General features: G+C 73.4%; 20 protein-coding genes. 3 read left to right on the forward strand and 17 right to left on the reverse strand.

Features of this window, described 5'->3' with window-relative positions; translation table 11 throughout:
* Positions 1-20: 20 nt before the first annotated feature.
* The 9 genes from GA0070216_RS15670 to GA0070216_RS15725 all read right to left on the reverse strand — a co-directional run bounded on the left by GA0070216_RS15670 (position 21) and on the right by GA0070216_RS15725 (position 11,892).
* Positions 21-830: a shikimate dehydrogenase gene (locus tag GA0070216_RS15670; RefSeq protein WP_091246325.1), complete on the reverse strand. Its 810-nt coding sequence runs from the start codon at positions 828-830 to the stop codon at positions 21-23.
* Positions 827-2,062: an endolytic transglycosylase MltG gene (gene mltG, locus GA0070216_RS15675; RefSeq protein WP_091246326.1), complete on the reverse strand. Its 1,236-nt coding sequence runs from the start codon at positions 2,060-2,062 to the stop codon at positions 827-829. The genes GA0070216_RS15670 and mltG overlap by 4 nt, the downstream gene beginning before the upstream one ends.
* The gene (gene ruvX / locus GA0070216_RS15680; protein WP_091246328.1) at positions 2,059-2,520 is read right to left on the reverse strand and encodes a Holliday junction resolvase RuvX; all 462 of its coding nucleotides are present in this window, start codon (positions 2,518-2,520) and stop codon (positions 2,059-2,061) included. Before ruvX ends, mltG begins: the two co-directional genes overlap by 4 nt.
* Before the next feature lie 72 nt (positions 2,521-2,592).
* Positions 2,593-5,271 (reverse strand): alanine--tRNA ligase, encoded by a 2,679-nt coding sequence (gene alaS, locus GA0070216_RS15685; RefSeq protein ID WP_091246330.1) that lies wholly within the window; start codon positions 5,269-5,271, stop codon positions 2,593-2,595.
* On the reverse strand, positions 5,268-5,573 hold the full coding sequence (locus GA0070216_RS15690; RefSeq protein ID WP_091246332.1) for a hypothetical protein: 306 nt from the start codon (positions 5,571-5,573) through the stop codon (positions 5,268-5,270). The genes alaS and GA0070216_RS15690 overlap by 4 nt, the downstream gene beginning before the upstream one ends.
* A gap of 31 nt (positions 5,574-5,604) precedes the next feature.
* Positions 5,605-6,066 (reverse strand): DUF948 domain-containing protein, encoded by a 462-nt coding sequence (locus GA0070216_RS15695; RefSeq protein ID WP_091246334.1) that lies wholly within the window; start codon positions 6,064-6,066, stop codon positions 5,605-5,607.
* 145 nt (positions 6,067-6,211) lie between these two features.
* Entirely contained in the window at positions 6,212-6,817 is a 606-nt protein-coding gene (locus GA0070216_RS15700; protein ID WP_245722545.1) for a hypothetical protein, read from the reverse strand.
* Positions 6,818-10,095: 3,278 nt separating this feature from the next.
* Positions 10,096-11,592, reverse strand: coding sequence for a replication-associated recombination protein A (locus tag GA0070216_RS15720; RefSeq protein ID WP_091246342.1), 1,497 nt, complete (start codon positions 11,590-11,592; stop codon positions 10,096-10,098).
* Between the two features lie 75 nt (positions 11,593-11,667).
* Complete coding sequence (locus GA0070216_RS15725) at positions 11,668-11,892, reverse strand: hypothetical protein (protein WP_091246344.1); 225 nt, start codon at positions 11,890-11,892, stop codon at positions 11,668-11,670.
* Between the two features lie 129 nt (positions 11,893-12,021).
* Here GA0070216_RS15725 and GA0070216_RS15730 point away from each other — a divergent pair, with 129 nt between their 5' ends.
* Positions 12,022-12,765 carry a GNAT family N-acetyltransferase gene (locus GA0070216_RS15730; protein ID WP_091246346.1) on the forward strand — a complete coding sequence of 248 codons (744 nt, stop codon included), beginning with the start codon at positions 12,022-12,024 and terminating at the stop codon, positions 12,763-12,765.
* Here GA0070216_RS15730 and GA0070216_RS15735 read toward each other — a convergent pair.
* The 8 genes from GA0070216_RS15735 to GA0070216_RS15770 all read right to left on the reverse strand — a co-directional run bounded on the left by GA0070216_RS15735 (position 12,736) and on the right by GA0070216_RS15770 (position 22,491).
* Complete coding sequence (locus GA0070216_RS15735; RefSeq protein WP_091246348.1) at positions 12,736-14,169, reverse strand: MFS transporter; 1,434 nt, start codon at positions 14,167-14,169, stop codon at positions 12,736-12,738. The genes GA0070216_RS15730 and GA0070216_RS15735 overlap by 30 nt on opposite strands.
* The gene (locus GA0070216_RS15740) at positions 14,169-14,765 is read right to left on the reverse strand and encodes an ArsR/SmtB family transcription factor (protein ID WP_091246351.1); all 597 of its coding nucleotides are present in this window, start codon (positions 14,763-14,765) and stop codon (positions 14,169-14,171) included. The genes GA0070216_RS15735 and GA0070216_RS15740 overlap by 1 nt, the downstream gene beginning before the upstream one ends.
* Positions 14,766-14,885: 120 nt before the next feature.
* Positions 14,886-15,335: a sugar nucleotide-binding protein gene (locus tag GA0070216_RS15745; protein WP_245722530.1), complete on the reverse strand. Its 450-nt coding sequence runs from the start codon at positions 15,333-15,335 to the stop codon at positions 14,886-14,888.
* A gap of 189 nt (positions 15,336-15,524) precedes the next feature.
* Positions 15,525-17,327, reverse strand: a complete 1,803-nt coding sequence (gene aspS / locus GA0070216_RS15750) for an aspartate--tRNA ligase (RefSeq protein WP_091246352.1) — start codon at positions 17,325-17,327, stop codon at positions 15,525-15,527.
* A gap of 159 nt (positions 17,328-17,486) precedes the next feature.
* Positions 17,487-18,539 (reverse strand): S1 family peptidase, encoded by a 1,053-nt coding sequence (locus GA0070216_RS15755; protein WP_091246354.1) that lies wholly within the window; start codon positions 18,537-18,539, stop codon positions 17,487-17,489.
* A gap of 830 nt (positions 18,540-19,369) precedes the next feature.
* Entirely contained in the window at positions 19,370-20,305 is a 936-nt protein-coding gene (locus tag GA0070216_RS15760; RefSeq protein ID WP_091246356.1) for an acyl-ACP desaturase, read from the reverse strand.
* 74 nt (positions 20,306-20,379) lie between these two features.
* A complete protein-coding gene (gene hisS, locus GA0070216_RS15765; protein WP_091246358.1) occupies positions 20,380-21,702 on the reverse strand; it encodes a histidine--tRNA ligase in 1,323 nt (440 codons plus the stop codon).
* Between the two features lie 69 nt (positions 21,703-21,771).
* Positions 21,772-22,491, reverse strand: coding sequence for an MBL fold metallo-hydrolase (locus tag GA0070216_RS15770; RefSeq protein ID WP_091246360.1), 720 nt, complete (start codon positions 22,489-22,491; stop codon positions 21,772-21,774).
* A gap of 261 nt (positions 22,492-22,752) precedes the next feature.
* Between GA0070216_RS15770 and GA0070216_RS15775 the strand changes: the two genes are divergently transcribed.
* Positions 22,753-23,637 carry a peptidylprolyl isomerase gene (locus GA0070216_RS15775; RefSeq protein WP_091246365.1) on the forward strand — a complete coding sequence of 295 codons (885 nt, stop codon included), beginning with the start codon at positions 22,753-22,755 and terminating at the stop codon, positions 23,635-23,637.
* Positions 23,638-23,699: 62 nt separating this feature from the next.
* Positions 23,700-24,542, forward strand: coding sequence for a peptidylprolyl isomerase (locus GA0070216_RS15780; RefSeq protein WP_091246840.1), 843 nt, complete (start codon positions 23,700-23,702; stop codon positions 24,540-24,542).
* Positions 24,543-24,570 lie beyond the last annotated feature (28 nt).

Genomic DNA, 24,570 nt, shown 5'->3' on the forward strand with positions numbered 1-24,570 from the left:
CAACGCCGGCCGACCGGCGGTCAGCGCCGCGCCGCGGCGAGCGCCGCGCGCATCGCCTCGACCGGCGCCGGCACCCCGGTGAACTGGGTGAACTGGCCGACCGCCTGGGCCAGCAGCAGATCCAGCCCGGAAACCACCGGTCGACCGGCGGCCGACGCCGCCGCGGCCAGCGGGGTCGGCCACGGGTCGTACAACGCGTCGAAGAGCACCGTGGACGGCCCCCAGTCGGCGTCGGCCGCCAACGGATCGGCGACGCCCTTGGGCACGGTGGAGACGACCAGGTCGGCACCGGTGTGCGCGGCGGCGTCCGGCCAGGCCACCGCGACCAACTCCACCCCGACGGCCGCCGCCACCGGCCGCAGCTGCGCCACCGCCGATGGGCGACGGGCGACCACGGTGACCGTGGTCGCGCCGAGCCGGGCGGCGGCGGCCAGGGCGGCCCGGGCGGTGCCCCCGGCGCCGAGCACCGTGACGGCGGCCCCGGCCGGCACCCCGGCCGAGGTCAACACGCTCACCATGCCGGAGACGTCGGTGTTGTCGGCGTACCAGGAGCCGTCGGGACGCCGTACCAGCGTGTTGGCCGCACCGACGGCGGTGGCGACCGACGACGCCCGGTCGGCCACCGCGAGCGCCGCCTCCTTGCCCGGCATGGTCACCGACAGCCCGGCCCACTCCGGGCCCAGGCCGGCGACCAGGGCCGGCAGCTCCTGCGCACCGCACTCGATCCGGGTGTACGACCAGCCGTCGAGCCCGGCGGCGGCGTACCCGGCGTTGTGGATCACCGGGGACAGGGAGTGCGCGATCGGCCGGCCGAGCACCGCCGCCCTCACCGGCAGTTCTCTCCGCTCAGCACGCCGTTGGTGCACATCTGACGTTGCAGGTCACGGAAGTCGGCGTCGGTCGTGCCGTAGCCCATGGTGCCCTTCTTGTCGACGGTCATGAAATAGACCCAGGTGCCGTTGGGCGGGCTCATCGCCCCCTTGAGGGCGTCCTCGCCGGGGTTGCTGATCGGGGTGATGGTCAGCCCGTCCGCGCCGTGCGTCCGGTACGGGTTCTTGGGGTCGTTGAGCTCGGACTGCTTGAGGATGTCGGAATCCTTCGGATTCTTGCCCTGCAACCGCAGCCAGTAGTTGATCGCGCTGTCGATCTCCAGGCACTTGCAGTGGTAGCGGTCGGTGTAGACCCGGTTGTAGATCACCCGGGCCACCTTCGGCATGTCCACGTGGTTGACCGACTCGGCCTGCGCGATCGAGGCCGTGATCAACGCCTCGTACGGGGAGATGCCCCGGTCGGCCTGCACCGTGTCGACGAACTTCATCTCGCCGGTGACGTCGAGGAACTTGTCCACCATCATCGACAGGATCTGCGGGGCGGTCGCCTTCGGCGGCAGCTCGTAGGTGGCCGGATAGAGGAAACCCTCCAGGCTCCGCGGCCCCTTCTTGCCGTCCTTGCGGTTGAACCAGAACTCCGGCACGCCCAACTTGACCGGGTCCTTCGCGGCGGCCTTGAACTCGGCGACCGGGATCTTGGTCTCCTTGGCCAGCAGGTCGTAGATCGCCAGGGTGATCATGCCCTCGGGGATGGTGATCCCGTTGACCACCCGGCTCTTCGGGTCCAGCAGCAGGGCGAGCGCGTCGGTAGCGCGCATCTCCTTCTTGACCTTGTACCGGCCGACCTGGATGTTCTTGCTGCGCGCGTTCTCGTCAGCCGCCTCGACGAAGGCCTTGGTGCTCTTGACCACACCGGCGTCGTAGAGGGAGTTACCGATGGCGGTGGCGCTGTCGCCCTGCTTGACGTCGACCAGCGCCTCACCGGTGCCCGGACCGTCGAAGTCCGGCGTGATGAAGTGGTTACGGATCCGGTCGAAGCCGTAGAAGGCCCCGCCGCCGATGCCACCCAGCAACACCAGGGCCATGAACAGGGCAAAGATCGTCTTTAGGTGCCCGCCGCCCGATTTGCCGCCGCCCGACGTGCCGTTGCGCCGGTTGACGAAACCACGCCGGTGCCGGCCCTTCTCCCCCCTCTCCTGCTCGTCGAACCCGAGGTCCAGATCGTCGATCATTCCGTCCGCCTCCGCTGCGCTTCCAGCCAGCTCTGCAGGATCTCGACCGCGGCGGCCTGATCCACCACCGCACGTTGGCGCTTTCCCCGGACGCCACGCTCGGCAAGCCTACGAGACGCGACGACCGTTGACATCCTCTCGTCGGTGAGCGTCACCGGAACCGGCGTTATCACCTCGGTCAACCGGCGCACGTACGCCAACACGTGCTGGGCGGCCGGGCCGTGCCGACCGGCGAGATTGACCGGCAGACCGACGACGACCTCGACGGCCTCGTGCTCGACGACAAGCTGCGCGAGCTGGGCAAGGTCGCTGGGCACCGCGTCCGGGCCGGTGGTCAGGTCCCGGGCCAGGGTGACCAGCGGAGTGGCCAGGATGCCGTGCGGATCGGACCGGGCCACCCCCACCCGGACCTGCCCGACGTCGACCCCCAACCGGACCCCGCGGGACGACTCACTCACGGTCGGTCACCCTCCCCGGTGACGAGCCAGGGCGGACCAGCTCGGGTCCGCCCTGGCTCAGGTGCTGATCCGTCACGCGTCGGCGATCGCCTTCTCGACCGTGAGCAGCAGCTTCGGCGCCTCGGCGGCGGGCAGGCCACCGCCCTGCGCGACGTCCTGACTACCACCGCCCCGGCCGGAGAAGGCCGCCTTCACCAGGTCGTTCGCGGCCAGACCGCGCCCACGGGCCGCGGCGTTCACGGCCACCACCAGGGACGCCTTGCCGTTCGATCGGGCCGCCACCGCCACCACGGCCGGCCGGGCCGGGTCGATCTTGCCGCGGATCTCCTGGGCCAGGGTCCGCACGTCGTTACCGGCCGCGCCCTCCGGCGCCTCGGTGCCGACGTACGCCACCCCGCCGACGTCCTTCGCCTGCCCGGCCAGCGCCGCCGCACCGCCCAGCACCAACTGGGCGCGGAGCTTCTCCAGCTCCTTCTCGGCGTCCCGCAGCTGCGTGACGGTCTGCTCGACCCGCTCCGCGACCTGCTCACCGGGCACCCGGAACAGCTCGGCGAGGCGGGACACCAGCAGGTGCTCGCGGGCCAGGAAGCCGAACGCGTCCATCCCGACCAGCGCCTCGATCCGGCGCACGCCCGAACCCACCGACGCCTCGGAGAGGATCTTCACCAGGCCGAGCTGGGCCGAACGGGCCACGTGGGTGCCGCCGCACAGCTCCCGGGCGTAGTCGCCGACCTCGACGACCCGGACCCGCTCGCCGTACTTCTCGCCGAACAGCGCCATCGCGCCGATCCGCCGGGCCTCCTCCTGGGTGGTGATGAAGGCGTTGACCTCGAGATCCGCCAACAGCACCTCGTTGACCTGCTGCTCCACGTCGTGCAACACGCTCGGCGACACCCCGGCCGGGGTGTTGAAGTCGAACCGCAGCCGGCCCGGGGCGTTCAGCGAACCCGCCTGGGTCGCCGACTCACCGAGGAAGTTGCGCATGGTCTGGTGCACCAGGTGGGTGGCGGTGTGCGACCGCGAGATGGCCCGCCGGCGGGTCACGTCGATCTCGGCGTAGCCGGTCTCCCCGGCCCGCACCTCACCCCGGACCACCTTCGCCCGGTGCACGATCAGACCCGGCACCGGCTGCTGCACGTCGAAGATCTCGACCTGACCGGCACCGACGGTGATCAGACCCTGGTCGGGCTGCTGACCACCACCCTCGGCATAGAACGGGGTGGTGTCGAGCACCAACTCGACGGTGTCGCCCTCGACCGCCGCGCCGACCGTGACGCCACCGCTGAGCAGCGCCCGGACCCGGGACTCCCGGTGCAGCTCGGTGTAGCCGGTGAACTCCACCGCCCCGCCGTCGTCACGCACCGACCGGTACGCCGACACGTCGGTGTGTCCGGTCTTGCGGGCCTGCGCGTCGGCCTTGGCCCGGTTGCGCTGGTCGGCCATCAACCGGCGGAAACCCTCCGCGTCGACCTGCAACCCCTGCTCGCCGGCGATCTCCAACGTCAGATCGATCGGGAACCCGTACGTGTCGTGCAGCTGGAACGCCTGCTCACCCGACAGCGCCGGCTTGCCCGCCGACCGGGTCTGCGCGATCGCCGTGTCCAGGATCGTCGTCCCCGCCCGCAACGTCGACAGGAACGCGTCCTCCTCCGCGTACGCGTACTGCGAGATCCGGTCGAACTCGGTCGCCAGCTCCGGGTACGACGGCGACATGCAGTCCCGGGCCACCGGCAGCAACTCGGGCAACGCCCGCTCCTGCCAACCCAACAACCGCACCGCCCGGATCGCCCGCCGCATGATCCGACGCAGCACGTAGCCGCGCCCCTCATTCGACGGGGTCACCCCGTCACCGATCAACATCAACGCGGTGCGCACGTGGTCGGCGACCACCCGCAACCGCACGTCGTCCGGGTGCGACTCGCTCGCCACGTGCCCCGAGTGCGCGCCGTACCGCTTACCGGTCAGCTCCGCCGCCCGGTCCAGGATCGGCCGCACCTCGTCGATCTCGTACAGGTTGTCCACACCCTGCAGGATCGAGGCCATCCGCTCCAGGCCCATCCCGGTGTCGATGTTCTGCGCCGGCAGGTCACCCAGGATCGGGAAGTCTTCCTTCCCGCTGCCCGGACCCCGCTCGAACTGCATGAACACCAGGTTCCAGAACTCCATGTAGCGGTCCTCGTCGACCGCCGGACCGCCCTCCCGGCCGTACTCCGGGCCCCGGTCGTAGAACAGCTCCGAACACGGGCCGCACGGCCCCGGAATGCCCATCGACCAGAAGTTGTCCGCCTTGCCCCGACGGACGATCCGCTCCGCCGGCACCCCCACCGACCGCCAGATCTCGAACGCCTCGTCGTCGTCGAGATAGACCGTCGGCCAGACCCGCTCCCCGTCCAGCCCGTAACCACCCTCGGCAACCGGCTTGGTGACCAGGTCCCACGCCAACGGGATCGCCCCGGACTTGAAGTAGTCCCCGAACGAGAAGTTGCCGTTCATCTGGAAGAACGTGCCATGCCGACTGGTCTTGCCGACCTCATCGATGTCTGGCGTCCGCAGACACTTCTGCACACTCACCGCACGCCGGTACGCCGGCGTCTGCTGCCCGAGAAAGTACGGAACGAACTGCACCATGCCGGCATTGACGAACAGCAGGTTCGGATCACTGATGGCAGGCAGCGGAGCAGACGGCACCACGGTATGCCCGTTCGCCTCGAAATGGGCGAGATACCGCCGCTTGATCTCCGCCGTCTTCATCGCTGGTGTTCCTCCGGAAAGATCTCTCGGTCACCGATACGCGGGTCCTCCCGCAACTCGGCGAACTGGTCGTCGAACGCCTCACCCCGGGCGAACGCCTCGTGGATCTCCTGCTCGCGCTCGGCCATCCCGATCCGTACGTCCGCCACGAAGCTACGCAGCGACTCGACCAGACCGCCAGCGGATTCGGACAGCCCACTGGCGATCCCCGCCGGGGTGTACGCCTGCGCGGTCCGGGTGGCCTTGCGGACCACCACCACGCCCACGGCCAGCCCGATACCGAGCCAGAACAGTCGCCTCATGTCTCATTCCTCCTGTGCGACGCCGGTCGGGTCAGCTGTTGCCACGCCGGGCGGCACGCCGCTGCTGCTTGATGGTGTCGCGCACCTCACGCTCGGTCTCCGCGGTACGCCGTGCCGAGGCGGCCCGGCGGACGCCGTACCCGAAGGCCGCCACCTTCACCAGCGGGTTCGCCGCGGCGGCCGAGACCACGGTGGCCAGGTTCGCCACGTTGGCGGTGACGTTCTGCGCGTGGCTGGTCATCGTGTCGACCTTCGCGAGCTGCAGGTTCACCCCGTCGAGAGAGGTCTGCACCTGCTCCAGGGCGACGTTGACGTTCTTCACCGTGGTGTTCACGTCCCCCAGCAGTGGGGCGGTCTGCGCGTTGAGGTCGTTGATCATCCGGGTCGTCGCGTCCACGGTGTGCCGCAGCCGCAGGATCGGTACCGCCAGCACGAGCACCAGCATCAGGAACGCGCCGGCCGCGATCAGCGCAGCGATCTGTCCACCATCCACGCATGTCCTCCTCAAACAGGGTTCCGGGGCCCGACGCCCCGGAACACGCGACCCGGTACCCGGTCGCGGTGTGACCCGTACGGGGTCAAACGGGGGCAGGCGGGCCTGCCAGCCCCAGACCCTACCGTCCGTGATGGAAACCGGCTCAGGACGGTGAGCGTGTCAGGCCGCCGAGCGGATCCTCGGTGATCGTCGGGAACGGATCCTCACCGGTCAGTGACGGGTCGGTGCTCGGCTGTGGCCGGGTCCGCTCATCGTCGATCGCATTGCGGACCTTCACCGACACCAACGAACCGGTGCACTCCCCCGCTGCGGGTGCGGCCGGACTGGCCGGCGGCACCGCCGGCTCCCCGCTCACCAGCGGCGGAGCGCAGGTCGGTTCCCGCACCCAGAGGTCGAGGGTCAGTTCGTCCCGTCGCCAGCAGGTGTAGCTGCCCTTGGCCGGCTGTTCCGGACACCGGGTCACCTTCCACGGCCGCCAGCCCTCCGCGCGCAGCGCCTGCTCATAGACCCGGGTGGTCTCCTCCGGCGCGCGGTCGGACTCCACGGTGCGCTCCCGCAGCCGGCAGTCCTGCAGGCACAGGCGGCTGCCGCTGACGTTGTCCACCGTCTTCGCCGTCGCCCAACCCGGCACACCCAACTCGTCGAGGGTGTCGAAGACCGGGTCCCGGCTGAGGGTCCGCATCCCGAAGAAGGCCGGGAGGGCCCCGAGCAGCAACACGCTGACCAGCACCAGGATTCCCAGCCGCAGGCGACGCCGTTCCCCCGTCCGGCGACGCGGCTCGCCGCCGCCGTCATCGGAGGCGGCGCCGGCACCGGCGGGGTCGTCCTGCGTCGGCGGGCGCAGCGGAGCTCCGGTCGAGCCGTCCGGATCGGACCGGGCTCCGTCCGGTGGCGTCACCCGGGCCACTCCCGGACCGTCGGCCCGACCGGACGACGGGACGGCCGCGACACCGGCCGCCTCCGCCCGGTCAGCGGGACGCACCGGCGGTGCCGCCCGACCGACGGCGTCCTGCGGCCCACCGCCCGGTCGTGCGCCCGGTGCGGTGGCGGGGGCGACCGACGCCGCCGCGAAGACTCCACCCGCACCGGGGGGCCGGCCTCCGGCAGCGGACCGTGGCCCGGGGGGCCGGTCGCCCTCCGGCCCCGCCGTACGACGCGGGTCGTCCGGAGGGGCGGGCGGTCGGGCGGTGCCGGTGACCGGGCCGGTGGCGGGACCGTCCGGGCGGGCGGTGCCGGTGACCGGACCCTCCGGACGGGCGGTGCCGCGCGCCGGCGCGCCGGACCGCGGCGCTCGCGGATCGGGTGCGCCGGGCTGCGGCGCTCGCGGATCGGGTGCGCCCAGCCGCGGCGCCCTCGGGTCGGGTGCACCCGACTGCGGGCCCACCGGGGTGGGGGCGGCCGGGCGGGGTCCGCTTTCGATGCGTAGCTCGGAGCGGGGCACGGCGGGATCGTTCGGGACCGGTGCGCCGGATCGGGGAGCGCCGGACGTGGGTGCCGTCGCGGCAGCGTCCGGACCGGCACCGCCGGGCGGGCGTCCCGCCGGCCCCGGGCCGGCGGGACGCGGACCACCCGGGACCTGCCCGGTGCCGGGCACCGGAGCCGAGCCGCCAACCCGGGGAGCGCCGGGCATCGGACCGGGACCGGCCGGACGCGGGCCGCCCGGGACCTGCGCGGTACCGGGCACCGGCACGGAGGCCGCACCGCTGGCTCGGGAGCCACCGGGCGGCGGACCGGCAGCGCCGGGACGCGGACCCCGGGTCGGGTCGGGGTCAGACTGGGCTCCCCGGGCGGGGCTGTGGCCGTGGCCGTCGCCTACCGGCCCGGACACGGGACCAGCCGGCCGGGCGGGGGGCCGCTCAGGCGGGGCAGGCCGCGCCGTGCCCCGAGCCGGACCGGCCTGCTCCGGCCGGGGCGGGCCGCTCTGCTCCGGCCGATGCGGACCGGCCTGCTCCGGCCGATGCGGACCGCTCTGCTCCGGCCGATGCGGACCGGCCTCGACGTCGCTGCGCTCCGGGCCGCCCGGTCGACCCCGACCAGCCGGATCGGCCGGACCCGCGCCGCCCGGCGGGGTCGACCGACCACCCGGCGGAGTCGAGCGGTTGAGCACCCGCAGGGCGGGGTCGGTGTGTGAGGTGCGCCCGGCCTGTCGCAGCCAGTCCGCCGGCCGGTCCGGTCGGTCGCCACGTGAGCGGTCCTCCTGGGCGGGCCCGGACGGAACCGGTTGACCGGCCGTCGCACTCCCGTCCGGCCGACCCCGCACCTCATCGGCGTCCGGGCGGCCCCGCGGATCGGATTCGTTCCCGGTCGGGCGACGCCATCCCCCCGACGGCTCCTCGTCGCCCGGGCGGTTCCGACGGCCCCCGGGCCCCTCGCCGTCCGGCCCGGGGTGGTGGACCGCCGGCTCGCCGTCGGGACGGGCCCGCCGGCCCGGTGGTGGGGCGATGTCGGGAGGCGGGCGACGACGCCCGTTGTCGTCCCGGGCGGCCGGGCCGGGCCGACCGGTGCCGGGAACGGGCGGCGCCGACGGAACACCCGGTGCGGGCGAGGTCGGCGCGACACCTGGTAGCGACGGCGCGTTGCCGGTCAGCGGCACCACCGGCCGGTCCGGATCGGCGGCGCGACGGCGGCCTGCCCGCTCGGCGGCCGGCCGGTCACCGGGATCGCGGACGGGGGTGGGTGATGCCTCGGCACGGCGACCCCCCGTAGCCCGGGGCCCGGAAGCCGCCGTGTCGGGCGGGGGGTTGCCGCCCGCCGGTGCCATCGGGCCGGTACGCGGCCCGCCGACCGTCGGGTCCGGCAGCACTCCGGCACCGGCCGGGGCCCCCATCCCGACGCGGGGCGCACCGGTCGGGTGCGCCGCAGCGGGCGCGGGACCACCGGGACCGGAACCCGTGCCGGGCCGGTTCGCGGGTTCGATCGGACCGGGCCGTCGGTCTCTCGGCCGGTCGTCGGGCACGGTCCGACGCCCCCGCAGGGGCGTACCGCCCGCTGCCGCCACGCCCGACCGGTCGTCGGATACCGCTCGGCCACCCAGGGGTGGCCCGGCGGGTGCCGGGGCACCGTGCGACGGCCCGGCGGGTGCCGGGGCACCGTGCGACGGCCCGGCGGGTGCCGGGGCACCGGGACCGGTCCACCCGACAGGTGGCGCCTGACCGGGCGGGACCGCCGCCCGGCCGGACCCCGAGCCGGGGACCGCCGCCCGGCCGGGGACCGCGACCGCGGCCCGGCCGGAGCCGGCACCACCGGCGGTGGGGTCGGGGCGGGATGCCTCCTCGGGCCGCTGCGGGCCGGGGCGGTCGGCGGACGCCGAACCCGGCCAGGGCCCGGGCCCTTCGCCCAGGCGGGGACGCTGCCCGGAGGGTCCGGACCAGGCCGGCCCACGGACCGGCGGGGCGGCCTGCCCACCGGGGTGCGTCGGCCCCGGTGGTGGCCCGTCAGAGCGACCGGGTCGGGGCGGCTCGGCCCCGGCAGACGCCGGCCCGGGCCGGCCGGGCCCGGTTGGCGGCAGGTCCGATGGACCGCTTGGCTGCGGCGGGCGGGGGCCGCCGGATGCCGACGCCTCCCGGCGCGGACCCGGTGGACCGGCCAGGGGACCCGTCGGGGGACCGGACTCCGGTCGGGCACCCGGCGGTGCCTGCTCCGGCCGGAGGCCCGGCGGTGCCTGCTGCGGCCGGGAATCCGGCTGCGGTGGACGGACGCCGGCCGGTGCCGGCCCGTCGGGACGCGAAACCGGCTGACCGACGCGCGGAGCGACCGGCCCCCCCGGGCCGGTCTGCGGCGCGGCCGGCCCACGCCCGGCAGCCGGCGGAACCGGACCACGGACCGGCGGCACCGGACCGCCGTCCGGGCCGAGTTCGGTGCGCTGCTGCTTCGCCGTACGCAGATCGTCGATCCAGCCGAACTCCTCGCCGGCCGGCTCGGGCGGGGTGTCGTCGCCGCCCCGCCCCCGACCCCACCGACGTCCCTTGGCGCGAGGTTCACGCCGCTCGTCGGGACCGTCCTGCGGTTGCTCCCCACCTCGCGATGTCACTGCTGAACCTCCCCGGCGTCGCCGCCGTCCTCATCCGCCCCACCGGCGTGCCCCGTGCCCGTCGGGTGACGGCCGTTGACCACCGGCACCGGCCCGTCGGGGCGTGACACCGGGGTGGACAGCCCCCGGACGATCCGGCGCAGCAGGGGCAGCCGGGCGGCCACCGACCGCTCGGCGCCGTGCCCACTGGGCCGGTAGTAGTCGGTCCCGACGAGGTCGTCGGGAGCGTACTGCTGGGTGACCACCCCGCGCTGGTCGTCGTGCGGGTAGCGGTAGCCCGTGCCGTGCCCGAGCCCTCGGGCGCCGGAGTAGTGCGCGTCGCGCAACCCGCGCGGCACCGCACCGCCCCGACCAGCCCGGACGTCGGCCATCGCCGCGCCGAGGGCCGTGGTGGCCGAGTTGGACTTCGGCGCGGTCGCCAGGTGGATGACCGCCTGGGCGAGGTTGAGCTGGGCCTCGGGCAGGCCGACGTACTCCACCGCGTGGGCGGCGGCGGTGGCGACCGACAGGGCGGACGGGTCGGCCAGGCCGACGTCCTCGCTGGCGAAGATGACCATACGGCGGGCGATGAACCGGGCGTCCTCCCCGGCGACCAGCATCCGGGCCAGCCAGTGCAGCGCGGCGTCGACGTCCGAGCCGCGCATGCTCTTGATGAAGGCGCTGGTCACGTCGTAGTGCGCGTCGCCGTCCCGGTCGTAGCGCACGGCCGCCACGTCCACCGCCTGCTCGGTGGTGGCCAGGTCGATCCGGTCGACGCCGAGCGCGGTAGCCGAGGCCGCCGCCGCCTCCAGCGCGGTCAGGGCCTTGCGGACGTCGCCGCCGGCCAGGCGTACCAGGTGGTCCTCGGCGTCGGTGGCCAGGGTGAGCGCGCCGGCGAGGCCGCGCGGGTCGGTCACCGCGCGGCGCAGCAGCGCCCGCACGGCCGCGTCGTCGAGCGGCTGGAGGGTGAGCAGCACGCACCGGGACAGCAGCGGCGAGATGATGGAGAAGTACGGATTCTCGGTGGTCGCCGCGAGCAGGGTGACCGTGCGGTCCTCGACGGCGGCGAGCAGCGAATCCTGCTGGGTCTTGCTGAACCGGTGCACCTCGTCGATGAACAGGACGGTCTGCGGGCCACCGGAGCGGCGCTGGCGACGGGCGGTCTCGATGACGGCCCGGACGTCCTTGACTCCGGCGGTCAACGCCGACATGGCCACGAAGCGGCGGTCGGTGGCCCGGGCCACCAGGTGGGCGATGGTGGTCTTGCCGCTGCCCGGCGGGCCCCAGAGGATGACCGACAGCGCCGCGCCGCCGCCGACGAGCTGACGCAGCGGGGCACCGGGCGCGAGGAGGTGCTCCTGCCCGACCAGTTCGTCGATGCGCGCGGGCCGCATCCGGACCGGCAGCGGGGCGTCCTCCCCCACCGAGGCGAAGTCGTCGACGCCGACGGAGCCCGCGTGGGCGCTGGGCGCCACGGCGGGTGCACCGAGGGAGAAGAGGGCGTCGGAATCCATCAGGAAGACAGTACCGGGCGCGGCCCACGACGCCGGAATCGCGCCGTGGGCCGCGCCCGTTCTGATCCGTCGCGGTCAGCCGCGACCCGGCCGACGGCCCCGGTACCACCGGCCGCCGCCACCGCCGCCACCGCCGCCGCGCGGGCCGCTGCCGACGCCGGCCAGGTAGAGCGAGAGCAGCAGCAGGCCGATCAGCACCAGGGTGTTCCAGTTGAACAGGTCGGGGGCGCCGAAGTCGGTGTTGAGCAGGTCGATGAGGAGCGCGAAGCCGAAAACGACGGCCGCGAGGATGGCGAGCATGTGTATGTCCTCCGGTAGGGGGTCCCAGTAGGTCGGCCCCGATGTACCCAATCGGTCGGCTCGTCAATCTCTGTCGTGGAGATCGCCGTCGCCGGGTCCCGTCGTCCGGCCGGGTTCTAGGCTGCTCGCATGATCGACGGCGACCGGGAACTCACCGGCCGGGCGGCCGTCCTCGCCGCCACCGACTACCACCCGTTCGTACGGCACGCGTTGCGGCGTGACGACCGGCCCCGCGCCTGGGTCCGCGACGGCGCGGTGGCCTGGGTGCTCCCGACGGCGGAGAACGACCGGGCGGGTGGGGTGGTCGGTCCGGTCGACGCGGCGGTGGCGCTGGTCGCGGCGTTGGTCGCCGACGGCGTGGTCCGGCCGGGGCAGTACCTGCAACTACCCCGGGCCGACCGGTCGCTGCTGGTCGGCCGGTTCGGCGCGACCCGGATCGACGACTGGGAGTTCCTCTGGACCACCACCGGCCCACCCCGGCAATCCGGGCAGGAGCGGGTGGTCCGCCTCGGCCCGGCGGACCACCCGGCGCTGTCCGCGCTGATCGACGACGCCTTCCCCACCACCTCGTCGCGCCCCGGGGACACGACGGTCGTCGACTGGTACGGCATCTGGGACGCCGACCGCCTGGTCGCCTGTGGGGCGGACCGCAGTCGCGGCGACATCGGCTTCCTCGCCGGGCTGACCGTGGCCCGCGACCGGCGGGGGCGAGGGCTGGGCGCGGCGCTGACCGCCGGGATGACCCGGGCCCTGCTCACCCGGTACGACCATGTCGGGCTCGGCGTCTACGCCGACAACCTCGCCGCGCTGCGGCTCTACCGCCGGCTCGGCTTCACCGGCACCCTACGGCGCAGCTCGGTGTGGCTCGGCTGAGGCCACCGACCCGGCCGGCTGCACGTCCCGGGGGTCGGCGCCGGCCGACGCGGCCGGAAGTCCGGTCCCGGCGGGCGCGGCCGTACCGTTCCCGGGTCCGGCTTCGACCGGGACGTTCCCCGGCTCAGCTTCGACCGGGACGTCCCCGGGCCGGGCTGCGGCCGGGGCGGCCCGTCGGCCGGCCCACCAGGCCGGCAGGTAGAGCGGGGCGGCCACCGCCAGCGCGACCGCGCCGACCACCATCGCGGTGCCGACCCCGTTGCGGTCGGCCAGCGCGGTGAGCAGCACCGCGCCGAGGGCGAACCCGGGCTGTCCCATCATCGAGTTCAGCGAGATGACGCTGGTCCGGTAGGGGCCGTCGACCTGCCGGTGCAGCAGCCCCAGGTGCAGCGGGTTGGACGCGCCGTGCACGGCGTAGCAGGCCAGGTAGGCGACCAACACCCCGACCGGCCCGGCGAGCAGGCCCATGCCGAGCACCGTGACGCCCTGCACGATCCGCAGCAGCGCCGCGGCGGGGGCCGCGCCCAGCCAGCGCAGCAGCAACGGGGTCGCCGCCGCCCCGGCCGCCGAGACCAGCCAGGCCGCCGAGTTGGCCGGGCCGAGCAGCGCCGCCGCCCGTTCGGGGTCACCGACCACGTCGGCGAGCCGGATCGGCAGCAACGACTCGAAGGTGACCATGCCGAAGCCCCAGAACAGCTCCACCGACACCAGGGCGAGCAGCACCCGGGAGCGGCGCAGCAGGCCGACGGCCTGCCCGACCATCCGGGGTGCCGCCGCGACCGAGGCGCGCAGCGTGCCGGGGCCCCGGGCCGGGCCGGTCTCGACCAGCAGGAACAGCAGGACGACCAGGGCCACCGCCTGGAGGGCGGCGGCGACCAGCACCGGCACGGTCAGGGCGCTGACCGGCCCGACCGGCCCGAGCGCGATGAGGCCGCCACTGAGCAGCGCGCCACCGGCGATGGTGACGCCGGCGACGGTGCCGGCGAAGCCGAGGCCGGGCTCGTAGTCGGTGTCCGGGTCAGCGGCCAGGGTGGACTCGACGTACCAGGAGTCGAGCGGGCCGCTGTCGAGCGCCCGGTAGACCCCTTGAAGGGCCCAGACCAGGAAGAACAGCGCGAAGGAGTCGACGACTGCGAACAGGCCGAGGGAGAGCAGGCTGACCGCCCAGGCGGTGACCAGGACGATCCGGCTGCCGAGCGCGTCGGCCAGGCCGCCGGTCGGCAGCTCCAGCGCCAGCACGACCAGGCCCTGCGCGGTGGAGACCAGGCCGATCTGGGTCAGCGACAGGCCGCGTTCCTGCATCAGCAGGATCATCACCGGGATGGTCAGGCCGGTGGGCAGCCAGCGCAGGCCGTAGAGGGTGAGGTAGCGCAACCGCACCTGACGTACGGTCAGCGCGCCCATCACCGCTGCTCGATCATCGGGAACGCGGCCACGAAGACGTGCACCCGCTCGGCGTCCGGCTGCTCCGGATCCGCCTCGGTGCGGTAGCGCTCCAGCACCCGCCACAGCTCGTCTTCGAGGGCCTGGAGCCGGTCGGCCGGGAGGCTGAGGAAGGCGTCGCTCATCCCGAACGCGTCCCGCCAGGCCGGTGACCAGTCCTGCTGGACGGCGAACCAGCGTTCGGCCCGCTCGGCCAGCAGGCGCACCTGGTCGCCCTGGATCCACTCGATCGCGGCCCGGGCGTCGGGGTCGTCGTCGAAGTCGCTCGGCTCCCAGTCGGTCACCTCGTGCGCGGCCCGCCACCAGCGCTGCCGCCCGGTGCCCCGGTCCGGGTCCTCGACCACCAGCCCCACGTCGGCGAGCTGGCGCAGGTGGTAGCTGGTGGCGCCGGTGTTGGTGCCGAGCAGCCCGGCGAGGGTGGTGGCGGTGGCCGGCCCCTGCACCCGCAGCGCGCCGAGCAGCCGCAGCCGCAGCGGGTGGGCCAGGACGCGGACCTGCCGGTGGTCGATCCGGACGGAGCTGGTCGCGGGTCGCCCGCCGGTGTCGTCGTTCTCCATGCATGCACAATAACTGTGCACAGAAGCTATGCACAAGTTTTGTGCATAGCTTCTGTGCAGTCGCGGTGCGGGCTCCGGCTCAGCGTCCATCTCTGCCCGGCCGACCCCGACGGCTGATGGTCAGCCGGCGAGCAGCTCGGTCACACCGCGCAGTCGGGTCCGCAGCAGGGCGGTGGCGCGGGACGAGTCCAGCCGCACGTCGGTGGGACGCCGCAGCCCGGCCGCCGTGGTCGTGGTGGTCGTCATCCCGGCCGGATCGATCCCGTACCGACGGGCCACCAGCAGCCCCAGCCCGGCCCGGCTGACCGGCTCCGGGCCGGCCACGTTGAGCGGGCCGGCGACGGCCGAGTCGGCCAACTCCAGCACCGCGTCGGCCAGGTCGCCGACGTCGACCGGGCAGCGCAACTCGTCGGTGAACAGGGTGGCCCGACCGGTCAACGCGTCCCGGCAGAGCTGGATCTGTTTGCTGCCCTCCCCCAGGATCAGCGAGGTCCGCACCAGCACCGCGCCCGGGTCGACCACCCGTACGGCGGTCTCCGCCGCCGCCTTCGCCGCACCGTAGGGATGCACAGGGGTCGGCACGTCGTCGTCGAGATAGGGGTCGGACGCCCGGCGTGCAGCGCGTCGCTGGACAGGTGCACCAACCGCGCCCCGACCTAGCGATCAAGAGGTTCACGTCACCTCACTGCGTGATGATGACGTGAACCTCTTGATCAACGATCCGGGGTAGGACCCGGGCGGGGCCGGGTGGGGTGGGGGTTAGACCGGGTCGGTTACCGGGGCGGCGGGGCCGGCGGTGCCGGGGGACGGGGCCGGGGGCTTGGGCTTGGCGTCGATGCCGGCCTCGGCGCGTTGCTGGGTGGTGATCGGGGTCGGGGCACCGGTCAGCGGGTCGAAGCCGCCCCGGGTCTTCGGGAAGGCGATCACCTCACGGATCGAGTCGGCCCCGGCAAGCAGCATGCAGACCCGGTCCCAGCCGAACGCGATGCCGCCGTGCGGCGGGGCGCCGTATTTGAACGCCTCCAGCAGGAAGCCGAACTTGTCCTGCGCCTCCTCCGGGGTGATGCCGAGCAGGTCGAAGACCCGCTGCTGCACGTCGCCCCGGTGGATACGGATCGAGCCGCCGCCGATCTCGTTGCCGTTGCAGACGATGTCGTACGCGTAGGCCAGGGCCCGGTCCGGGGCCTCCTCGAACCGGTCGACCCACTCGGCGTTCGGCGAGGTGAACGGGTGGTGCACGGCCGTCCAGCCGCCCTCGTCCGTGCGCTCGAACATCGGCGCGTCGACCACCCAGCAGAACGCCCAGGCGCTCTCGTCGATCAGCTTGGCCCGCTTGGCGATCTCGATCCGGGCCGCGCCGAGCAGCTCCTGCGCCTCCCGGGTGTCGGTGCTGGCGGCGAAGAACACCGCGTCGCCCGGCTTGGCCCCGACCGCGTCGGCCAGGCCACCCAGGTGCTCGGCGGAGAGGTTCTTGGCCACCGGCCCGCGCGCCTCGCCGGTCTCGGCGTCCAGCACCACGTACGCCAGGCCCCGTGCGCCCCGCGCCTTGGCCCAGTCCTGCCAGCCGTCCAGCTCTTTACGGGTCTGTGCCGCACCGCCCGGCATGACCACCGCGCCGACGTAGCCGCCCGCGTCGATCGAGGCGGCGAAGACCCGGAAGGCGGTGCCGCGCAGGTACTCGGTCAGCTCGGTCAGCTCCAGGCCGTAGCGCAGGTCGGGCTTGTCGGAGCCGTACCGGGCCATCGCGTCGTGCCAGGTGATCCGGGGGATCGGCCGGGAGATCTCGTGGTCGGCCAGGTCCTTCCAGAGCGCCGAGACGATCGCCTCGCCGAGGTCGATCACGTCGTCCTCGGTGACGAAGGACATCTCGATGTCGAGCTGGGTGAACTCCGGCTGCCGGTCGGCGCGGAAGTCCTCGTCGCGGTAGCAGCGGGCGATCTGGTAGTACCGCTCCATGCCGCCGACCATCAGCAGCTGCTTGAACAGCTGCGGCGACTGCGGCAGCGCGTACCAGCTGCCCGGCTGGAGCCGGACCGGGACCAGGAAGTCGCGGGCACCCTCGGGGGTGGACCGGGTCAGCGTCGGGGTCTCGATCTCCAGGAAGTCCCGCTTGTGCAGCACCCCCCGGGCCAGCTGGTTGGCCCGGGAGCGCAGCCGCAGGGCGTTGGCCGGGCCGCTGCGGCGCAGGTCCAGGTAGCGGTAGCGCAGCCGGATGTCGTCGCCGGCCTCGATCTGGTCGTCCACCGGCAGCGGCAGCGGCGCGGCCTCGGAGAGCACCTCCAGCGCGGCGGCGGTCACCTCGATCTCGCCGGTGGGCAGCTCCGGGTTGTCGTTGCCCTCGGGGCGGCGGGTCACCTCACCGGTGACCTTGACGCAGAACTCGTTGCGCAGCGCGTGCGCGTCCTCCTCGCGGAACACCACCTGGGCCACGCCGGAGCCGTCGCGCAGGTCGACGAAGATGACACCGCCGTGGTCGCGCCGGCGGGCCACCCACCCGGCGAGCGTCACCGTGGTGCCGGCGTCCGTCGCGCGCAGGCTGCCGGCGTCATGGGTACGGATCACGACTTGCGTCTCCTCATCTGCGGTACGGCTGTTCCCCCGCATTGTGTCAGCCGCCCGGCCCGCCCGGTTGCGGGGTGAGCAAGGCCCTGGTCGTCCGGCCGGAGACGCGGAACGGGCCGCCGGTGTCCCGGCGGCCCGCTCGCGGAGGGATCGGACGGATCAGATGATGCTGACGCCGTAGACGCTCAACGGCTCGGTGACCGGCTGGAAGTAGGTGGTGCCACCGCGGGTGCAGTTGCCGTTGCCGCCGGAGGTGAGGCCGACCGCGCTGCTGCCGCTGAACAGCGAGCCGCCGCTGTCGCCCGGCTCGGCGCAGACGTTGGTGCGGATCAGGCCGGAGACCGAGCCCTCGGCGTAGTTCACCGTGGCGTTGGTGGCGGTCACCGAGCCGCCCTTGAGGCCGGTGGTGCTGCCGGAGCGCTGCACGCTCTGGCCGACGAAGGCGTTGGCGGCACCGGTGACGTCCTGGAAGCTGCCGTTGTAGAGCGAGACGTTCCCGGTCGCGTTCGCGGAGTTGCTGTGCCGGACGATGCCGTAGTCGTTGCCCGGGAAGCTGGTGCCGGTGCGGGTGCCGAGCACACTGGTCTGGCCGGAGTTCGAGTACCAGGTCGAGCCGATGTTGGTGCAGTGCCCGGCGGTCAGGAAGAAGGTCTGGCCGGCGCTGTTGCGGACGTTGAAGCCGAGCGAGCAGCGGCCACCGCCGGTGTAGATCGCCTGGCCGCCGGAGATCCGGGTGCTGAGCACGCCGGCCTCGGCCTCGATCCGGACGGCACCGCCGGTGCGGGCGGCGGCGGCCTCGACCTTCGCCAGCTTGGCGCCGGTGACGGTGCTGTCGACCGAGACGACGACCTGGTTGGTGACCGCGTCGGTCCACCAGGCGGTGCCCGGGATCTTGGCCGAGCGCTCCAGCTCGGCGGTGGCGGAGCGGAGCTGGGCCGCGCCCCGGGTGACCAGCTTCGGGGTGGCGCCGGCGGCACGGACCTGCCGGGCGGCGGCGGAGTCGGTGACCGCGACGACCATCGTGCCGTTGGCGTCGGCGTAGGTGCCGGCGGCACGGTCACCGAGGCGGTCGGCCAGGCTGGCGGCGGCGTCGGGAGATGCGGGCGAGGCGGGGGCCGCCTGGGCGGGTGCGCCCATCAGCGCGCTGGTGACCAGGGTGCCGGCCATAGCGACGGCGGCGACGTGGCGGAGCGATGACCTCGTGGGTCGCATGTAACAACCTCCGGAAGGGGGCGACGGGCAGCGTCACAGGGACGCACCCGGGGGCAACCCGGCCGACCTGGGGAAAATCGGCCGAGAGAATGAAGTATTCACATATTTAAGATCGTAAACAAGACATGAGTTTGCCCGGATTCACCCCGCCGGCCGATGTGACGGTCAGGCAACACCTCGGACACATCTATGTCAGACCCCTGCCAGCAGGGCCGATCCCGTCGGCGGGAGCCGTCGTCACGCCCGCTGTCACCGGCCCCGATTCCCGGGCTCATCCGGCCGGGCGACGACCCGCCGGGAGCACCGGCGCGACAGCTCGCGAGTCGCGCCGGGGCCGGGCAGGAAGGGCCATCTGCGGCCTGTCACGTTCAGCCACCACGATCCGACCCCCACCACCTACCCTTCGCCTCCTTTGCTCTGCTGCCCTCTCGGCGACAGTCACGAGGGGTAGCGGGAACTCGGAGCACCCGGGCGAAAGATCACTAACCCCACCGCAGGCCAGGCACGGTGGTGCCGCGACGGCAGCAGAGCAAAGGGCGGAAGGGTGGGAACGTTGGGGGCATCCGTCGGTGACGGTGCGTTACCCACCCCGACGGTCACCCAGGGTGACCCGCAAGGTGTTGCCGGGCGCGCCATCCGGTGCGCGGCGAGCGATGCCCGCGCTCACCCGGCACCCGCACCCGCACCGCCTGCGCACACCACCTCGGAGAGTCGAGGCGGTGGCGGTCAAGGGGCGGTGGCGGTCGAGGCGGTGGTGCAGGACTCCGAACCGTCCACCCGCGCCTGGCCCCGCACGGGGCGGACGCGGGTGGACGGTTCGGAGCAGCCGTTCAGGCGCGGGCGGCCAACTTGGCGGCCCGGGCGTCGCGCTTCTCCTCGAACCGGGACGCGGCCTGCTCCAGGCCGTCCAGGTGAGCCGCGATCCGGTCCCGGGCGGCCTCACCCTCGGCGTCCAGGCCGGCGACGTTGAACACGTCCCACTGGCGCAGCACCGGGGCCACCACGTCGTCGCGGTGCTGGCGCAGGTCGTAGATGCCGGCCAGGGCGATCGCCACCGACTTGCGGGTGAACCCCTCGATGCCCACCCCGGGCATCTGGAAGTCCCCCAGCACCTCGTCGATCGCCCGCATCGTCTGGTTCGGGGCCACCTCCAGTGCCGCGCCCAACAGGTTGCGGTAGAAGATCATGTGCAGGTTCTCGTCGGCCGCGACCCGACCCAGCAGCGCCTCGCACACCGGGTCGCCGGTGATCCGGCCGGTGTTGCGGTGCGAGATGCGGGTCGCCAACTCCTGGAATGACACGTACGCCAGCGAGCGCAGCATCGACGAGTCGTGCGAGTTGCTGTAGCCGGCGGTCATGTGCACCATCCGGGCCCGCTCCAGCGCCACCGGGTCGACCGCCCGGGTCACCGTGAGGTAGTCCCGGATGGCGGTGCCGTGCCGGCCCTCCTCGGCGGTCCACCGGCCCACCCAGGTCCCCCACGCCCCGTCCGGCCCGAACAGGCTGGCGATCTGGTGGTGGTACGACGGCAGGTTGTCCTCGGTGAGCAGGTTGACGATCAGCGCCGTCCGGGCGATGTCAGGCAGCGTCGAGTCCCCCTCCGACCACGCCTCGCCGCCGAGCGGGCCGTCGAAGGTCCGCCCCTCGCTCCACGGCACGTACTCGTGCGGGAACCACTCCTTGGCCACCGCCAGGTGACGGTCGAGGTTCTTGGCGACCACGGGTTCGAGTTCGTGGAGCAGCGCGGTCTGGCTCAGTTCGGTCACAGGGGCCCCTCCCTACGGTGGCGTAACTTACGCCACCGTAGGTCCCCGTCGGCGTACGCGCCAGTAACTGAGACTCAGCCGACCAGCGGTTTCAGGTCCACACGCGGCGGCGCCCACTCCCCGGGTACGGCGTTCACCTGCTCGCCCGAGCGAATGTCCTTGACCTGGTCCCCCTCGGCGCCCCGGAACCACACGTACGGGATGCCGCGCCGCTCGGCGTACCGGATCTGCTTGCCGAACTTCGCTGCGTTGGGCGACACCTCGGCGGGAATCCCCCGCGACCGCAGGGCCTCGGCGATCGCGTTGCTGCCCGCCCGCTCCTCCTCGGCACCGACCGCGACCAGCACACAGGTCGGCACGCTGCGCGAGATCGACAACGCCCCGGCCCCGAAGAGCAGCCCGAGCAGCCGGGTCACCCCGATCGAGATGCCGACGCCCGGGTACGACACGGCGCCGGCGCTGGCCAGGTTGTCGTACCGGCCACCGGAGCAGATCGAGCCGAACCGCTCGTAGCCGCGCAACTGCGTCTCGTACACGGTGCCGGTGTAATAGTCCAGGCCACGGGCGATCCGCAGGTCGGCGACGCAGAGCCCCGGCGCGTGCGCGGCGGCGGTCTCCACCACCGCGACCAACTCGGCGATGCCCTCGTCGAGCAGCGGATCGGTCACCCCGAGGGCGCGCACCGCGTCGGCGAAGGAGGCGTCCGGGGCGGAGATCCCGGCCAGCGCCAGGCACGCCCTGGCCTGCGCCTCGCTCGCCCCGGCCGTCTCGGCCAGCAGTTCGGTCACCTTCGCCGGGCCGATCTTGTCGAGCTTGTCCACCGCACGCAGCGCCGCCTCCGGGTCGGTCAGCCCGATGCCCCGGTAGAAGCCCTCGCAGATCTTGCGGTTGTTGACCTGGATCAGCACCGGCGGAATGGGCAACGCACGCAGCGCGTCCCCGATCACCAGCGGCATCTCCGCCTCGTAGTGCGCCGGCAGGGTGTCCCGGTCGACGATGTCGATGTCGGCCTGGAGGAACTCCCGGTAGCGCCCCTCCTGCGGGCGTTCACCCCGCCACACCTTCTGGATCTGGTAGCGGCGGAACGGGAACTGGAGCTTGCCCGCGTTCTCCAGCACGTACCGGGCGAACGGCACGGTCAGGTCGAAGTGCAGGCCGAGCGCGTCGTCACCGGCCGGGCCGTCGGCGTCGGCCTGCAACCGGCGCAGCAGGTAGACCTCCTTGGAGGTCTCCCCCTTACGCAGCAACTGGTCCAGCGGCTCCACCGACCGGGTCTCCAACGGCGCGAAACCGTACAGCTCGAAGGTCTGCCGAATCCGGTCCAGGACGAACTGCTCGATCATCCGCTGCGACGTGGTCCACTCCGGGAAGCCGGACAGGGGCGTGGGCTTGCTCATGGCGTACTCCTTGCGGGTCCGCGCCGGGCGCGGTGAGATCGGAGGTCCGCGCGCGGCGCGGAGGAGAGGCTAGAGACCGCGGGCGGGCGCGGCCGGGCGTGCGTCGCCGGGGCCCGCCACGTCGACGAGGTACGGGTTGCGCACCCGCTCACGGCCGATGGTGGTCGCCGGGCCGTGGCCGGGCAGCACGACGGTGTCGTCGGCCATCGGGAGGACCTTCTCCCGCAGGCTGGTCAGCATCCGGGGCATGCTGCCGCCGGGCAGGTCGGTGCGACCGATCGAGCCGGCGAAGAGCACGTCACCGGAGAGGCAGAGCTGCTCCGCCTCCCAGGGCGAGCCGACACCGGGCAACCGGAACAGCACCGACCCGCCGGTATGGCCCGGTGCGTGGTCGACGGTGATCTCCAGGCCGGCCAGCGCCAGCGTCGCCCCGTCGGTCAGCTCCGCCACGTCGTCGGGCTCGGTGTACGGCAGCCGACCGCCGAACAGCGCGGTGAGGTCCATCGAGAGCGCCTTGGTCGGGTCGGCCAGCAACTCCCGGTCCTCCGGGTGCACGTACGCCGGGATGCCGCGCGCGCCGCAGACCGGGGCGACCGAGAAGGTGTGGTCGAGGTGGCCGTGGGTGAGCAGCACGGCGGCCGGGTGCAGGCGGTGCTCGGCGAGCACGGCGTCGAGTCGGTCGAGCACCCCGATGCCGGGATCGACCACCACGCACTGCTCCCCCGGCGCGGTCGCCACCACATAGCAGTTGGTGCCGAAGGCGTCCGCGGGAAAGCCGGCCACGAGCACGTCCGCTCCCCTTTCGTTCGAGCCGTCCGTCTCCTGGGCAGCCTAGTCGCCACCGGCGACCCGATATCCGCGCCCACCCGTCCAGGGACCCCGTGGAGCACAGTGACGCACTTTGATAAACCCAGCCCGGCCCTCGTACACCACTTTCACAGCAGGTACCCGTACACTCTGGCGGGCGTGTGGCGTGGCGCACCTGCGAACACGGCGGGCGCGCACGGCCCGACCGCCGGTGACGACCAGGGTAGAGGAAGGGGAGCACGGGTGGCTTCCAGCAGGGACCGGCAGCGCAAGCTCGCGCGGGAGAAGCTCGATCGGCAGTTGGCCCGGCGGGCCGTCGCCGCCCGGCGGCGTCGACAGATCCAGGCCGGGGTCGGTGCGGCCGTGGTGCTGGTGCTGATCGTGGCCGGCGCCGCCTGGGGGCTGGGCGCCTTCGACCGGGACCCCGAGCAGAAGGCCGCCGAGGACGTCTGCCTCTGGACGCCGCAGGACGCCGGTGCCAACACCAGCCTCAAGGACGTCGGCACCCCGGCCACCACCGGCCTGCCCACCACCGGGGTACGGACGATGACGATCGACACCGACCAGGGCGGCCCGGTCACCGCCGAGCTGGATCTCGCCGCGGCGCCCTGCGCCGGTGCGAGCATCGCCCACCTGGCCGGGGCCTCGTTCTACGACAACACCAAGTGCCACGAGATCACCGCCGAGGGCGCGCTGCGCTGCGGCGACCCGAGCGGCACCGGCCTGGGCGGCCCCACCTACTCGTTCTACAACGAGAACGTGCCGACCGGGCCCGAGGCGAGCCCCTCGGCCAGCCCGGCCCCCGGACAACCGCCGACCTACCCGAAGGGCACGGTCGCGATGATCAGCAACCCGCCGGGTGCCAACGGCAGCCAGTTCCTGCTCTTCTTCAAGGACTTCAGCCCGGCCCAGCCGGCGTACCCGATCATCGGCCGGGTCACCAGCGGGCTGGACGTGGTCGAGAAGATCGGCGCCCTGCCGACCCTGGACAACGGGGCGGGCGCCAAGGTCAAGCCGAAGACCGACGTGGTGATCCGCAAGCTCACCGTCGGCGAGGCGCAGGCCGCGCCGGCTCCGGCGACCGGTTCCCCGGCCGCGTCCCCGGCGGCCAGCCCCAGCGCCGGCTGAGCCGGCCCACCACCCGTACCTGCGGCCACGCCGCGCCAGAGAAAAGCCCAGGAGGAGTGACCGTGACGTCCACGAGAGAGCGGCAGCGCGCGGCGGCGCGGGCCCGACTTGAGCGGGAGATGGCCGAGCGTTCGACCAAGGCCCGCAAGCGCCGGCAGACGCAGGCGATCGTCGGGGCCGCCGCGATCCTGGTGCTCGTGGTCGCCGGCACCGTCTGGTTGGCGGCCAGCCTCGGTGGCGACGACGACGACAGCAAGCAGCAGGCCGCCGGCACCGAGGGCTTCTCGCAGTGCACCTACACCGAGGCGCCCAAGGAGGGCCGGCCCGCCCAGATCAAGGATGTCGGGCTGCCCCCCAACCAGCAGGCCAACAAGGGCACCCAGACGTTGACCCTGGAGACCAACCTGGGCCCGATCGTCGCCAAGCTCGACCGGACGAAGGTGCCCTGCACCGCGGGGAGCTTCACCCACCTGTCCAGCAAGGGGTTCTTCGACAACACCAAGTGCCACCGGCTGGTGACCGAGGGCATCAAGGTGCTCCAGTGCGGTGACCCGAGCGCGACCGGCGCCGGCTGGCGGCAGACCGACGGCACCGGCGGGCCGAGCTACGGCCTGGCCGAGGAGAACCTGCCGACCGACAAGCGGCCCCCCTACCCCGAGGGTGTCATCGCGATGGCCAACTCCGGGCAGCCGGGCAGCACCGGCAGCCAGTTCTTCATCGTCTACGGCGACTCGCAGCTCGACGCGAAATACACCGTGCTGGGCACCGTCACCTCCGGCATGGACCTGGTCAAGCAGGTCGGCGCGGCCGGCGACGACAAGGCGTACGCCCAGCAGGCCGGGGGTGGCCACCCCAAGAAGGAGGTCACCATCACCAAGCTGACCATGAGCGACATCGAGGGCTGACCCTCCGGTACGACGAAGCGCCCGCCGG

It is taken from the genome of Micromonospora matsumotoense (assembly GCF_900091525.1).
GTDB classification, from domain to species: Bacteria; Actinomycetota; Actinomycetes; order Mycobacteriales; family Micromonosporaceae; genus Micromonospora; species Micromonospora matsumotoensis.